General features: G+C 47.2%; 13 protein-coding genes. 4 read left to right on the top strand and 9 right to left on the bottom strand.

The window, feature by feature from the left end:
- Positions 1 to 37 precede the first annotated feature (37 nt).
- Together B5Z18_RS00495 and B5Z18_RS00490 are read left to right on the top strand one after the other, a co-directional pair.
- Positions 38 to 3,127 carry a SusC/RagA family TonB-linked outer membrane protein gene (locus tag B5Z18_RS00495; protein ID WP_079469924.1) on the top strand — a complete coding sequence of 1,030 codons (3,090 nt, stop codon included), beginning with the start codon at positions 38 to 40 and terminating at the stop codon, positions 3,125 to 3,127.
- Between the two features lie 11 nt (positions 3,128 to 3,138).
- Positions 3,139 to 4,629: a RagB/SusD family nutrient uptake outer membrane protein gene (locus B5Z18_RS00490; RefSeq protein WP_079467460.1), complete on the top strand. Its 1,491-nt coding sequence runs from the start codon at positions 3,139 to 3,141 to the stop codon at positions 4,627 to 4,629.
- Between the two features lie 55 nt (positions 4,630 to 4,684).
- Here B5Z18_RS00490 and B5Z18_RS00485 read toward each other — a convergent pair whose 3' ends face one another.
- Together B5Z18_RS00485 and B5Z18_RS00480 are read right to left on the bottom strand one after the other, a co-directional pair.
- Positions 4,685 to 5,536, bottom strand: coding sequence for a hypothetical protein (locus tag B5Z18_RS00485; protein WP_079467459.1), 852 nt, complete (start codon positions 5,534 to 5,536; stop codon positions 4,685 to 4,687).
- Between the two features lie 123 nt (positions 5,537 to 5,659).
- Complete coding sequence (locus B5Z18_RS00480; RefSeq protein WP_079467458.1) at positions 5,660 to 6,223, bottom strand: methyltransferase family protein; 564 nt, start codon at positions 6,221 to 6,223, stop codon at positions 5,660 to 5,662.
- A gap of 97 nt (positions 6,224 to 6,320) precedes the next feature.
- Here B5Z18_RS00480 and trxA point away from each other — a divergent pair, with 97 nt between their 5' ends.
- Positions 6,321 to 6,617 carry a thioredoxin gene (gene trxA / locus B5Z18_RS00475; protein WP_079467457.1) on the top strand — a complete coding sequence of 99 codons (297 nt, stop codon included), beginning with the start codon at positions 6,321 to 6,323 and terminating at the stop codon, positions 6,615 to 6,617.
- A gap of 153 nt (positions 6,618 to 6,770) precedes the next feature.
- Here trxA and B5Z18_RS00470 read toward each other — a convergent pair whose 3' ends face one another.
- From B5Z18_RS00470 to fbaA, 4 genes are all read right to left on the bottom strand, one after another.
- Positions 6,771 to 7,922, bottom strand: coding sequence for a tetratricopeptide repeat protein (locus B5Z18_RS00470; RefSeq protein ID WP_079467456.1), 1,152 nt, complete (start codon positions 7,920 to 7,922; stop codon positions 6,771 to 6,773).
- A 46-nt stretch (positions 7,923 to 7,968) separates the two neighbouring features.
- Positions 7,969 to 8,406, bottom strand: a complete 438-nt coding sequence (gene smpB / locus B5Z18_RS00465; RefSeq protein WP_079467455.1) for an SsrA-binding protein SmpB — start codon at positions 8,404 to 8,406, stop codon at positions 7,969 to 7,971.
- Positions 8,407 to 8,507: 101 nt separating this feature from the next.
- Positions 8,508 to 9,356 (bottom strand): acetyl-CoA carboxylase, carboxyltransferase subunit beta, encoded by an 849-nt coding sequence (gene accD / locus B5Z18_RS00460; protein WP_079467454.1) that lies wholly within the window; start codon positions 9,354 to 9,356, stop codon positions 8,508 to 8,510.
- A gap of 201 nt (positions 9,357 to 9,557) precedes the next feature.
- A complete protein-coding gene (gene fbaA / locus B5Z18_RS00455) occupies positions 9,558 to 10,625 on the bottom strand; it encodes a class II fructose-bisphosphate aldolase (protein ID WP_079467453.1) in 1,068 nt (355 codons plus the stop codon).
- 136 nt (positions 10,626 to 10,761) lie between these two features.
- On the opposite strand from fbaA, the gene B5Z18_RS00450 reads away from it, so the two are divergent.
- Positions 10,762 to 11,574 (top strand): alpha/beta fold hydrolase, encoded by an 813-nt coding sequence (locus B5Z18_RS00450; RefSeq protein ID WP_079467452.1) that lies wholly within the window; start codon positions 10,762 to 10,764, stop codon positions 11,572 to 11,574.
- Here B5Z18_RS00450 and B5Z18_RS00445 read toward each other — a convergent pair.
- The 3 genes from B5Z18_RS00445 to B5Z18_RS00435 form a co-directional block, all read right to left on the bottom strand.
- Positions 11,571 to 12,008 (bottom strand): QcrA and Rieske domain-containing protein, encoded by a 438-nt coding sequence (locus B5Z18_RS00445; protein ID WP_079467451.1) that lies wholly within the window; start codon positions 12,006 to 12,008, stop codon positions 11,571 to 11,573. The two genes, B5Z18_RS00450 and B5Z18_RS00445, sit on opposite strands and share 4 nt — an antisense overlap.
- A 67-nt stretch (positions 12,009 to 12,075) precedes the next feature.
- Entirely contained in the window at positions 12,076 to 12,852 is a 777-nt protein-coding gene (locus B5Z18_RS00440) for a helical backbone metal receptor (protein ID WP_079467450.1), read from the bottom strand.
- Between the two features lie 9 nt (positions 12,853 to 12,861).
- Positions 12,862 to 14,220 carry a pyridoxal-phosphate dependent enzyme gene (locus B5Z18_RS00435; RefSeq protein WP_079467449.1) on the bottom strand — a complete coding sequence of 453 codons (1,359 nt, stop codon included), beginning with the start codon at positions 14,218 to 14,220 and terminating at the stop codon, positions 12,862 to 12,864.
- Positions 14,221 to 14,304 lie beyond the last annotated feature (84 nt).

The raw sequence follows: 14,304 nt of genomic DNA, 5'->3' as shown, positions 1-14,304 counted from the left end.
AAAAACCAGATCACTGCAAAACTCTCAACATTTTACTATGTTACAACGACTACTTCTCTTTCTACTGCTCATTGGACCCGTGGCAGTATTTGCACAAACACGTACGGTGACCGGTCGTGTTTATTCCGCGAAAGATAATTCGCCCTTACCAGGCGCCTCGGTGGTAATTAAAGGAACTACCAACGGCGTGGTGAGTGATCCTGAAGGTAACTTCAGGATCCAGGTAACTGATCCTGCCGCCACCACGCTCGTGATCCGCTTCATCGGCCTGGAACAACAGGAAGTGCCTATCAGCACATCACCCATCAATGTTTCACTCCGTTCTTTAGGGAAAGATATTGATGAAATTGTAGTAGTAGCCTATGGTACTGCTAAAAGAAGTTCCTATACCGGTTCTGTTTCGCAGATCAAAAGCGATGAACTGGTAAACAGGCAGGTATCCAGCGTTACCAAGGCATTACAGGGCCTCGCAGCTGGTGTGCAAAGCACGTCTACCAGTGGTCAGCCGGGTTCCGATGCTACCATCCGTATCCGCGGTATTGGTTCCATCAACGCATCCGCTGATCCGTTATACGTGGTAGACGGAGTGCCTTACGGAGGTAGCCTGAATGCACTCAATCCCTACGACATAGAATCCATCAGCGTTCTGAAAGACGCTGCTTCCAGCGCGCTGTACGGCTCCCGTGGCGCCAATGGTGTGATCATCATCACCACCAAAAAAGGAAAGAAGCAGGGAAGTAATATAGACGTTCGCGTTAGTCAGGGTTTTTCAAAAAGAGCAGTGGATAATTACGACCGGGTAAGCACCGATCAGTATTTTGAAATGTACTGGGAAGCCATCCGCAATGGCGGTCTTACCAGCGGCTTATCACCCGCTACTGCCGCCGCCCAGGCCAGCAGCAATCTCGTAAGAAGGGTAGGGATTAACCCCTATGGCACCGCTTTCCCGCAGCCGGTAGGCACCGACGGGAAACTGGTAGCAGGCGCTAAAGCCCTGTGGAACGATAACTGGGACGATGCCATGCAAAGAACCGGGAAACGTACCGAAGCAGATGTAGCACTCAGCGGTGCTACCGAAAAATCAAGATACTATGTTTCCGGGGGATACCTGAACGACCAGGGTATTTATCTCGCTTCCGGTTTCAAACGTTATAACCTCCGCAGCAACATTGATATTGATGCCAAGAAATGGTTAAAGGTAGGACTGAACCTGAATGGTACGCACTCCGAACAGGATGCGCCTCCTTCGGAAGACAGCCGCTCCGATAACTATGTAAACTACGGCCGCCTGATGTCAAATTTCTATCCTATTTATGAGCGCGACCGGTCCACCGGCGCCTATATCCTGGATGCCAACGGTAATAAGATCTTTGACTACGGCAGCTACCGTCCCAGTGCTGCAAACACCAACACCAACCTGGTGGCTACCTCCGCTATCGATAAACACCGCCTCACCCGCGATGATTTATCTGCCCGTTTGTATGGCGAAGCCACTATCTGGCGCGGACTTAAATTCAAATCAAGTTATAACGCCGATTATACCGCCAAACAACAATATGACTACACCAATCCCAACCTGGGCTTTGATGCAGAAGTAGGCGGAACCATAGAACGGTTGAATACCCGCGTGTTCAGCTGGACATTCAACAACATTTTCACCTACGAAGAAACATTTAATGAAAAGCATCACCTGAACCTGCTGGCAGGCCAGGAAGCCTACAAATACACCACTACCTTTTTGGATGGTCAGAAATCCGGCTTCTCCCTGCCTGGACTGGAAGAACTCTCGGATGCCTCTCTCATCACGGGTTTGCAGGGATATACCGATACTTACACGCTCTCCAGTTTCCTGGGCAGGGCTGAATATGACTACGTAGGAAAATACTTTTTATCTGCTTCCCTTCGCCGCGACGGATCTTCCCGTTTCGCACCCAATCACCGCTGGGGTACCTTCTGGTCTGTAGGCGGTTCCTGGAAATTGACAGAAGAAGATTTTCTTAAAAACAATTCCTGGCTTAACCTGCTTACACTCCGCGCCAGCTACGGCGGACAGGGGAACGATAACCTCGGGGACGATGCATTCTATAACTACTACCCGTTGCTGAACGTAAACAGTAACCTCGGTGAAGGCGGTACCTACCGCCGCCAGGTATACAACCCGAACCTGCAATGGGAAACCAACCTGAACTTAAATATTGGTGTTGACTTCAGTATGTTTGGAAATCGTTTAGGCGGTACCGTAGAATACTTCCAGCGCAAATCACAGGACCTGCTGTATTCCCGTCCTATGGCGCCTTCCGTAGGTTATTCCGCTGTGGATGAGAATATCGGCGCGCTGAAAAATACCGGTGTGGAAGCTTCCATACACGCAGTGCCCGTGAAAACAAAAGAGTTCAGCTGGACCATTGATCTGAACGCCACACACTATAAGAATAAGATCACCGAGTTACCGCAGAAAGAAATTATCAGCGGTACCAAAAAACTCATGGTAGGTAAATCTATCTATGATTTTTACCTGAGAAAATGGGCTGGCGTAAACCAGGAAACAGGTTTGCCTATGTGGTACATCGATAATGCAGATGGCACCAAAGGCACTACCGGCACCTATTCCTCCGCTACGCAGTATTACAATGGTTCCTCCCTGCCGGATGTATACGGCGGTTTTACCAATACATTCACCTACAAAGGGTTTTCACTTTCCTTCCTGATGGTGTACAGTCTTGGTGGTAAAGTACTGGACCAGGATTACCTGTTCCTGCTGGGTACAGGTACCTCTGCAGGCCGTCCTTTCAGCACGGAAATGCTGAACCGCTGGACGCCGGACAACAAGATAACGGATGTGCCTAAACTGACTACCGTACAAACCAACTGGACATCCGTATCCGACCGGTTCCTGTATGATGCCAGCTATGCCCGCCTGAAAAGCCTGAACATCAGCTACAACCTTCCCAAATCACTAATGGAGAAAGCACATCTTAATAATGTACTGGTATATGTACAGGGAGAAAACCTGTTCACGATCTATAACCACCAGGGGCTGGATCCGGAACAATCGGTAGGAGGTACCACCTACTATCGTTACCCGGCCATTAAATCCATTTCTGCAGGTATTAATCTGAGCTTCTAAAAATTACGACCATGAAAAAGAATATATTCTTAATAATAATCGCTGCTTTGGTATTGGGCGCCTGCAACAAGGATTTCCTGGATACCAAACCAACCAATGCCGTACCGGACGACCAGGTGTTTAATACTGCCGACAACGTGGAAACCGTGATCAATGGTACCTGGGCATATATGTTTGAAGAGTTCTTCACCTTTGCAGTGCCTGGTTATAAATCCATTCATCTCACCAGCGACGCGATGGGCAGCGATATCGCGGTAACCCAATCGTATGGACTACGTGATTCCTATGGATACACTGAAATGACAGACAACACCAAGAACCGTGTAAACGCTTTCTGGACCATTCTGTACAAGGTGATCGACAACTGTAATAATGTGATCGCAAAAGTGGATAATGCCACCGGCGATGCCGATAAGAAACAACGTCTTAAAGGCCAGGCATATGCGCTGCGTGCCAATTGCTATCTCACGCTGGCATCTTTCTACCAGTTTAACAGAACCGGTACCGAGAAAGCCATTCCCATCTACACAGAGCCATCCGGCCCAACCACTGCGGGAAAGGCCAAATCAACGGTGGCAGAAGTGTACAAACAGGTAATTGATGACCTGCAGAAAGCATTGCCGCTGCTGCAGAATTATCAACGCAATGCTACCCAGAAATGGAAAATTGATCTCAACGTAGCCAATGGTTTACTGGCCCGCGCATACCTCTACAATCGTCAGTGGACAAGCGCCATCACCGCTGCTGTTGCTGCCCGTAATGGTTATCCGCTGATGTCGGGCGATGATTACAACAAAGGCTTCAGCGATATCAACAATGGTGAATGGATCTGGGGACACGCGCAAACGCCCAACCAGAGCAACGCCAGCTACAACTTCCATTTCCTCGATGTTTCCAGTCCGGCCTCATACTACCAGAGCTTTATGGCAGATCCTTACTTTAAGAACTTCTTCGACAGCGCAGATGTACGTTTCCGCTTATTCGACTGGGATACCCTGCCTGACCAGGAAGGCTACCTGCGCTACAAGAAATTCCGTTTCCGTGACGCCGGTGCATTGGTGGGCGACCTGGTGCTGATGCGCTCCGCAGAAATGTACCTGATAGAAGCAGAAGCTTATGCACAAAGCGGCAACACTACCAAAGGCGCAGAAGCCCTCAACGTATTGCGTGCAGCAAGGAATGCCACGCTTTATAAAGGCGGCGGCAGCCTGGTAGACACTATCCTGGTGGAGAGAAGAAAAGAATTGTGGGGAGAAGGATTTTCACTGTCTGATATTATTCGTACAGGCGGCACCGTAGTAAGGAAGCCTTTCCTCTCTTATAACGGGCAGGATAGTATTATCAGCGTGCCGAGAGGTGATGGTACCTTTGTGAAAGTGTCTGCACAGGGGCATCTGACGCTGAAACAACCGGATGGAACACCGTTCGTGCCGTACAGTAAATACTACCTCTTTGCTATCCCGATTACAGAATTACAGAATAATCCGAACATCAATAATTAAGGATCATAAAAAAAGCCTCCGGAATTTTCCGGAGGCTTTTTTTATACGGATGTAATTATTTATTCAGATCTGTGTATTTATAAGCAGAAATATAATCGGCTTTGGCAGAACTCTCTGCCGGCGTTTTATGCCACATTGTATCGGCCACGGTCAGCCCTTTATCATTTGCGGACCTGGTGTAGTTATAAATATGAGACACCACATTTTGCGCATTAGCTACAGTATACGACGTCTGCTCATTTGCAGAAAGCAGCGGAATATCAGGATTATCTCCTTTCATCAGTAAAAAGTTAGCCAGGGACTTGTAGGGATTAGCCACGTTATTATAAGTGTATTTCCGGATACTCACTAACTCCAGGTTATAAGTTGTAGGATTAGCGTTGAACTCCCTGGCCTCTGTCACATTGTTATTCTGCCAGGTATATTCCCATGATTTATTATTGCGTTTGTCTGCCCTCACCTGGAAAACTTTTACCACTTTATTATTTTCATATACCAGGGAATCGTAGCTGGTAGCAGAACGGCCCGGCTCAAAAAAGCGGACCAGCTGATCACCCGAATAGGTGCACTCATAAATAGTTTCAGCTACTCCCGTTTTTGATTCCTGCAAGGTCATTTTTGTAACTTTCTGCTGATTGTATATAAATTTAACCAGTGCATAATAAGTTTCATTTTCACCGGCAATTTCTTCCAGGGTATTAAATGTTTTGTCGGTGTTATAAGTCATTACCATACTGTCTTTATCACCAAAAGTAGCTCCGCTGTTGTCAATATCCCTGACAACAATGCCGGTAAGGTACCAGTCTTCGGTTTTAGGAGGATCAGGTGTAACAATGTCGGATTTATCGTCTTTACAGCTGGCAGCAAAAAATGCCAGGGCAGCCATGCCCAGGAGAACTTTTTTCATAGGATAATCTTCGGTTTAAGTATGTATTGGGTTTATCGTGTATTGGTGACAGTTAGGTTTATGACTGCAATTTAGAATCAAACTTTTTAATTTGAGGGAGAATTTTTATCATGAAAAGAATTACTAATATATCCACGGAATGATCCGGCTGGTATGCTTCATATAATCGGTGTATTCTTCTCCAAACTTCTCGCTCAGTACTTTTTCTTCTATCTTCATCCGGTAAACAAATGCCACAAAAACGGGGATGAACACAATGGCTAATCCCAGCCAGTTATTCTGCGATAACCCGAATCCCAGGAAAGACAGCAGGGAACCGGCATAGGAGGGATGCCGCAATATGCTGTACAGTCCATCCTTTTTGATATGATGATCTTTCCGGATAGTTACATTTACGGTAAACAACCGGCCCAGCTGCGCAATGGCCACAAAGCGAAGCACCATTCCCAGCAGTATAACGCTAAGGCCTATACGATTCATATCAGGCCCCGGAAGAATCAGGTAAGATGTTTTTGCAGATACCAATACAGAAATATTGATGAACACAATAATTACGATCCAGATAAAAGCGAGGCTGCCCTGATCCTGTTTTTTCTTGTCGTCTGCGTCCTTGCCACGGAGAATGCGGTGCAGCAGTATTTCAGACAGGAACCAGGCAAAATAAATAATGGTGGATAGCACGTTCATAGACCAACAAATAAGACGGGATTATATTTGTAATATATATTATATTTTCTGATTTTCAAAAAGTCGTAATTTGGGGGAGCAATTTAAAACTTGTGTTATGGAGAACCTGCAGGCAATACTCGCTTCACCCACCCCTGTACTGATTGATTGTTTTGCTACCTGGTGTGGTCCCTGCCAGATGGTGCCGCCTATCCTGAAAGAAGTAAAGGATAAAATGGGAGAACAAATCAGGATTATCAAGATTGATATAGATAGAAACCAGCAGCTGGCCGCTCAATGGCAGATTGCCAGCGTACCTACATTGTTGCTTTTCCGCGAAGGAAAACTGATTTGGCGGCAGAGCGGGGTAGTGCCCGCGCATCAGCTGATACCGCTGTTAAAGCAAAAGATATAGTCATTATTACTTCCGGGATGCTTCTCCGGTGCTTCGGACTTGCGTATCTCATGGATCATCCATGCACTATCCATACTGTCAGCATGCACTCCTCATGCACTATTGATGCACTGTTCATGCACTCCCCATGCACTATCTCTCTGTTGGAGTCCGCTAAATCCTATTATAAAAACTTTGCAGATCTCTCGCCAGCTGGTCATAAATAGGCCGGGTAAATTCCATAAATAAGTCCGTAGGCGGCGGTGGCGGCATATCCCGTCCTCCCATCAGTTGCTTGTCCTCATCACTGAGCGCCCTTTCATCTCCCTTAAAGGTACCAAACTGGTTGAGCCAGGTGTAGCTGCCGGGAATACGGTCGGTTCGCAGTAGTTGTCCGTTGCCGGTGTTGGTGATGCGGTAATCCAGCAACCCTTTTGAGACCACTGTTTTTTTAGTGATATAGAGCGTGGCTTTCACCGTTTTGTAGATGTTAAACTCTTTACCGATAGAGTCCTTCGTGGTACCCACCACAATTTCTTTTGAAACATCGCGCTGGATGCGGTCTACATAGGTTTGGCCCACTACGAAGTCAAAAAAGCGGAGTTCAATATATTCATCGGGACGGAGGTTGCCATTGCGAACCACCCGTTCATCGTAAAATTGTACAAACTGGTTGATATTGCGCTGTTGCAGGTTACGCACCAGGTAATCACGGAACTGATCGGCGCTGAACTGGTAATAGGGGGAGCGCACTTCAATTTCACTCACTACCACATTGATTACTCCCATCTGGTAAGCCTCATCCCGCCGTTGCTTGGTATCCCGGTAATTGGGGATCAGTTTCAGCGCTGCGCCAAATTCGTCGTATGCCTGGCGGGCACTGGCCTTATCGCCTTTGTCCAGTAAAGCCATGCCCCGGTCGTACCGCATTTCTGCGGCGTTTTCCTGGGCGCCGGTGATGGCGTCGCGGTAATCCTTCGGCTGCACCAGTTTAAGGGCAGCAGGGGAGCTGTGAATGGCGTTATAGAGGGTTTGTAAGGCCCGGTACTCATTCCGTATGTTTTCCCACTTGAGTTGGTTATTGGAACGGAGGTATTCGTTCACGCGGTCTTCCCGCACCAGTAGTGCCTGTTTATAGGCATCAGGCAGCATCCGTGTGGCGGTGGCATCCTGCGGTTTACGCTGCAGTTTTTTCACGAAAGTGGTAACAGCTTCATCGTATCTGCCTTTGTTATATAGTTTTTCACCCGATTTACAGGAAAGAATACAGGTGTAGAGAAGGATGGCGGTAATGCTCAGTAACTGCCTGAATGCTTGCTTTTTCAATGGGGAACTGTTTTATAAGGATATGCTTTGCCTGCCGGCGCTGTATTTATTTGAATTGTCTTCTAAGCTCCCTGTCTGCCTCCCTTGCTTTGATAGAGTCGCGTTTGTCGTGGAGCTTTTTACCTTTACCGATCCCAATCTCCATTTTTGCCAGGCTTTTATCGGTAATGAACATACGAAGTGGTACAATGGTATAGCCCCGTTCTTTCATTTTGTTTTCCATCTTTCTCAGTTCCCGCTTGGTAAGCAGCAGCTTACGTTCACGCAGCGGATCATGATTGGAGGAAGTACCGTGCGAGTATTCTGCAATATGCAGGCTCTTTACGTACAATTCTCCTTTGGAAAAATAGCAGAAAGAATCATTAAAGCTCACCTTACCTGCACGGATCGACTTGATCTCTGTACCAAGCAACACCATCCCTGCAATAAATTTATCTTCTATTGCGTACTCAAAATATGCCGATCTGTTCTTTAATTCTGCCATTTGCGCTTTAATATGAGCTGTTAGTTTTTAGCCTTCAGTTGTTAGCTGCGGCGGGAGAGATCCATACCATTGCTAACAATTGAAGGCTAAAAGCTGTTGTCTTAATTTTTAAAGATGGTCAGCAAACTTGCCAACTTCGTTTTCAGTTCTTTTCTATCCATGATGAAATCCAGGAAACCATGTTCCAGCAGGAACTCAGCGCTCTGGAAACCAGCAGGTAAATCTTTTTTAATGGTTTCTTTAATGATCCTGGGTCCTGCAAAACCAATGAGTGCGCCCGGTTCCGCAATGTTAAGGTCGCCCAGCATTGCGTAAGAGGCGGTTACACCACCAGTGGTAGGATCCGTCATTAAAGAGATGTAGGGGAGTCTTGCATCCGCCAGCTGTGTAAGCTTGGCCGATGTTTTAGCCATCTGCATCAGGGAGAAGGCGCTTTCCATCATACGGGCGCCGCCTGATTTGGAGATGACCATCAGCGGCATCTTGTGGATGATGCAGTAGTCGATAGAACGGGCTATCTTTTCACCTACTACGGAACCCATAGAGCCCCCGATGAAGTTAAAATCCATACAAGCCACTACCAGGTCGTTACCCAGCACCTTGCCGGCCCCTACGGTCATCGCATCTTTCAGTCCGGATTTCTTCTGCGCATCCTTCAGCCTGTCGGCGTAAGGCTTCAGATCTTTAAATCCCAGGAAGTCGGTCGGGTATATATTTGGGAACAGTTCCTCGAACTGATTGTTATCAAATATGATCTCAAAATACTCTGCAGAGTTAATACGGTTGTGATAATTACACTTATCGCAAACATAGTAATGTTCCTTCAGATCCTTTACGGTGGTGGTTTTTTTACAGTTAGGACACTTGTGCCACAAACCATCCGGTGCTTCTTTCTTTTCACTGGTGGTGGTAGAGATGCCTTGTTTAATTCGCTTAAACCAGCTTGACATATTTTACTATTAGATTAGAAAATAGTGGTGCAAGATACGAATTATCGCATAAAGCCAAAAACATATAGGGAAAAGTATAAAGTTTAAATCAAAAAGCAAAAAGCCATTGTAGCGGAGATAATAACATATACATATAATATATGATCGCTTTTATCCCGGTTACAACAGCTTTTTGCCTTATACGTTCAGCTTAATGCTAAATTATGCGTTCCTGTTAATACAGTTCAGATCCCTGAACGCTTCTTCCAGGCGCTTAACAAAGGTTTCTTCACCTTTACGCAGCCATACGCGCGGATCGTAGTATTTCTTATTTGGTTTGTCAGCGCCTTCGGGGTTACCCAGCTGGCCCTGCAGGTAATCTTTCTTCGCTTCGTAGAAATCATGAATACCTTCCCAGAATGCCCACTGCATATCTGTATCGATGTTCATTTTGATAACGCCATAACCCAGTGCTTCAGTGATCTGGTGTTTTGGAGAACCGCTACCACCGTGGAATACATAGTAAACTGGCTTAGCGGCTGTTTTATATTTCTCCTGGATGAATTCCTGGCTGTTATGCAGGATCACCGGACGGAGTTCTACGTTACCCGGAGAGTATACGCCGTGAACGTTACCAAAAGCAGCAGCTACCGTGAAACGGGGACCTACCTTTGATAAAATTTCATACGCATAAGCTACTTCCTCAGGCTGGGTATACAGCTTGGAGTTGTCTACACCGGAGTTGTCCACACCGTCTTCTTCACCACCGGTTACGCCCAGTTCGATTTCGATGGACATACCCAGTTTGTTCATTCTCTCAAAATATTTATGAGAAATTTCAATGTTTTCTGCAATCGGTTCTTCGGAAAGATCCAGCATGTGAGAGCTGTACAGCGGTTGACCGGTTTGTTTGAAGAACTGTTCGCCGGCATCCAGCAAACCATCGATCCATGGTAACCATTTTTTAGCAGCATGGTCGGTATGCAGCACTACCGGAACACCGTAATATTTTGCTACTTCATGTACGTGTTTAGCGCCGGAAACACCACCTGCAATGTTCGCCTGCAGTTTGTCGTTCGGCATGCCTTTACCGGCAAAAAATTGTGCACCACCGTTAGAAAACTGAATAATAACCGGTGAATTTACTTTAGCAGCTGTTTCCAGTACCGCATTCACGGAGTTAGTTCCCACAACATTTACGGCAGGCATAGCAAATCCGTTGTCTTTGGCATCGTTATACAGCGCATCCAGCTCTTCGCCGAATAGTACGCCAGCTCTGTATTTTCCCATACTCTGATATGTGTTTAATTTTTTAGGAAAGCAAATATAAGGAGTTAAATAGAAGATTTATAGCGAAAAGTAAGCGCTTACGTATTAATTCTACCAACAGAAAAATGTATTTTAACCGGTATTAATCCGGTTCCGTATGAAATTATTTCTGTTTTTCCTTGCAGGCGTATTCCTGAAAATATCCGTTGCTACAGCGTCTGCGGCCAATGTTTCGGATTCGTTGCTATATTTTACTTCCTTCGACAGCACCCGTATTCATTATACAATAACAGGTACCGGCGCACCGGTATTATTGGTACATGGTTTTATTGTGAACGGGGATTCCTGGAAGAAAACAGCTTTGTACGATTCCCTGCTGGTACACGGGTATAAGGTAATTACCCTCGATCTGAGGGGAAACGGTGCGTCGGACCATCCGCACGACAGTCTCGCTTACCTCGACGATGCAGAAACAAAAGATATCATGGGACTCATGACCCATCTTAATATTAATAACTACCAGGTGGTAGGCTATTCAAGGGGAGCTATTATTGTTGCGCGCCTGCTGGTGCTGGATGCCAGGGTACGCAGCGCGGTAATGGGCGGTATGGGTACGGCTTTTACGGATCCCGCCTGGCCACGCCGCCGGCAGTTTTATGAAGCCCTCTCGGGGAAAGATGTGCCCGAACTGGCCGCTATGGTTAAATATGTACAACAGGCCGGACTGGATCAGCGCGCCCTTGCCATGATGCAGTTTGGCCAGCCCTCCACTACACCACAGGAGCTGGCCGGCGTGCATCAGCCGGTATTGGTTATCGGGGGGGATAAAGACGAAGATAATGATACCGGTGGCGCTCTCGCAGCTATGATGCCGGCAGGAATGCACGGCACCGTAACCGGAGATCATAATTCAGTAGTACGCGCCGTACCATTCGCTGAATGGGTGCTCGACTTCCTGCAGAAACACTAACTAACGGTGAGTACATTACCATCTACCTTGATGGTGTAAGCCGTTAATGCAGCAGTAGCCGGACCTGTATTCACCGCCCCGGTAGTGGTATACCGGCTGCCATGACCACAAGGCGCATTACATTCTATTAATTTAGACGTGTTGTTAAAGGTAGCAACGGTGCATCCCTGGTGGGTGCAGGTGCTGGAAAGGGCCGTGAAAGCCGATGCAGTATTGCCGGAACCGGTACGGATAATGATCACCCCGTTGGAGATCCTGAAATCGCCCACATTGGTGAGGTCACTGCCGAGGTTCAATGTTAGCTTTGCGTTGCCGCCGCCCGGGGGAGTTGGGCCAGGATCATTACTGCCTCCCTTGCTGCAGGCAGCCAAACCGGCTGTACATACTAATGCCAGCGTTAATCCAATGTTGGAAACAAAATCTCTTCTTTCCATAAAATGCGTTTTAGTTGATCGTTATCCTGTTTACGCAAGTGAAAAGAAGAAAGTTGCCTCAGGCGATTTAATTTTCTATCACCGATTGAAAGTAGGCGGGCGCCTCTGCCAAACGGCTGCCATACCAGGAAAACATTTCCCCGTCAACCAGCTGGATACGCGCTTCCGGCAAAATGGCCTGCAATTCTGCTATATGTTTTTCTTTGAAAGGATACGGTTCAGACGACAATAACACCCTGCGGCACCCGCTGCCGGCCAGCTGACTGGCAGTAACAGCCGGATACCGGGGCAGATCGCCGAATATATTGTGAAATCCGCATAACTGCAACATCTGGTGAATGAAGGTGTCGCCACCAGCTACCATCCAGGGATCACGCCAGATAAAATAAGCGGTGGGAACAGGCGCTGCAAGCGGCTGCAGTGAGGCAAAGCCGGCTTTTACCCGGGAAGTCAGGTCAGCGGCGGCCTGCACACGATTGGTGATGGCGCCGATGCCGGTCATCATTTCATAAGCATCTTCCAATGTTTGGATATTACTCACCCATACGGGGTAATCCTTCATCAGCGGCTCCACATCAGTGGCCAGGTTTTCTTCTTTATTGGCAATGATCAGATCGGGAGCAAGCTGCCGTATGATGTCGGCATGAACATTTTTGGTGCCACCCACCCGTGTTTTCTCCCTGAACCACGTTAACGGATGTACGCAGAATTTAGTAATGCCTACCACTTCCTTTTCCAGTCCGAGGGAATACAATAACTCCGTTTGGGATGGCACCAGTGAAACGATCCGCTGTGGCGGATGGTCAAGCGTTATCTGCCTGTTGAGCTGATCGGTAAACAACATGTGGTACTTTTATCTGCCCAATGCCTGTATGATATCGTATTTTGTAACAATGTGGTGGTTGCCGCTGTCGTCTTTCGTAAGTACCGCGCCATTTTCCCGGTTGATGTATACGGAAAGCTTTTCAATAGGCGTGTCCTGGCTCACCAGCGGGAACGATGGCTGTATTACCTGGCTTATCAGTGCATCTTTCAGGTTGGCATCATCGATCAGGCGGTTAAACAACCCGTTTTCAGAAATGGACCCAATCAGTTCACCGCCCTGTTCTACAGGTATATGCTCGATATCATATTTTTTCATCCGGGCAATGGCTTCGCTCACTTTTTCATCTGCGCTGATCGTTACCAGTGGCTGGTTCCGGCGGCCGTTCACTACATCTTTCACTGTTTTTACATCCAGGAAACCACGCTCCAGCATCCATTGGTCGTTATATATTTTACCTACATAGCGGCTACCATGATCATGAAAGATAACTACCACCACATCTGTTGGCTTCAGTCCTTCTTTCAGCTGTAGCAGCCCGGCTATGGCTGATCCGGCGGAATAGCCAACAAAGATGCCTTCTTCTTTGGTGATGCGGCGCGCCATCACGGCTGCATCTTTATCAGTTACTTTTTCAAATTTGTCGATCACCTTCATGTCGTAATTCTCCGGCACAAAATCTTCCCCGATACCCTCTGTAATATAAGGATACACCTCGCTCATATCCAGCTGGCCGGTTTCAAAATACTTCTTCAGTAAGGAGCCATAACTGTCTATAGCCCATACTTTAATGTCCGGATTTTTTTCTTTCAGGTATTTCCCGGTGCCTGTAACGGTGCCACCAGTGCCGGTAGCCACTACCAGGTGCGTAATTTTCCCGTCGGTTTGTTCCCATATTTCCGGACCGGTTTGTTCGTAGTGCGCATCGCGGTTAGCCAGGTTATCATATTGATTCACATAAAATGAATTGGGCACTTCGGTGGCCAGTCTTTTGGACACGGAATAATAGGAGCGGGGATCTTCGGGTTCCACATTCGTAGGACAAACAATTACTTCGGCGCCTACTGCTTTCAGGATATCCACTTTTTCTTTGGATTGTTTATCGGTAGTGGTGAAAATACACTTGTATCCCCTGATAATGGCCGCTAGGGCCAGGCCCATACCTGTATTACCGGAAGTACCTTCAATGAGGGTGCCGCCGGGTTTCAGCAATCCTTTCTCTTCCGCTACATCCACCATTTTCACGGCCATGCGGTCTTTAATAGAGTTGCCGGGGTTAAAAAACTCCACCTTCGCCAGTACGGTGCAGGGAAGGGAAGCGGTTACGCGGTGCAACTTTACCATCGGGGTATTGCCTATCGTTTCGAGTATATTATCACAGTATTTCATAAAAAATGAGGTTGTATGGTTACGAAAATACGGAATTGAACCGAATCGCCTTCGGCGATGCGGATTTTGTCTTTCTCAGGATTA

Origin of the sequence: Chitinophaga ginsengisegetis (assembly GCF_900168065.1) — a bacterium.
GTDB classification, from domain to species: Bacteria; Bacteroidota; Bacteroidia; order Chitinophagales; family Chitinophagaceae; genus Chitinophaga; species Chitinophaga ginsengisegetis.
Note: the sequence above shows the minus strand (reverse complement) of the source record. Positions and strands in the feature narration are given on the sequence as shown.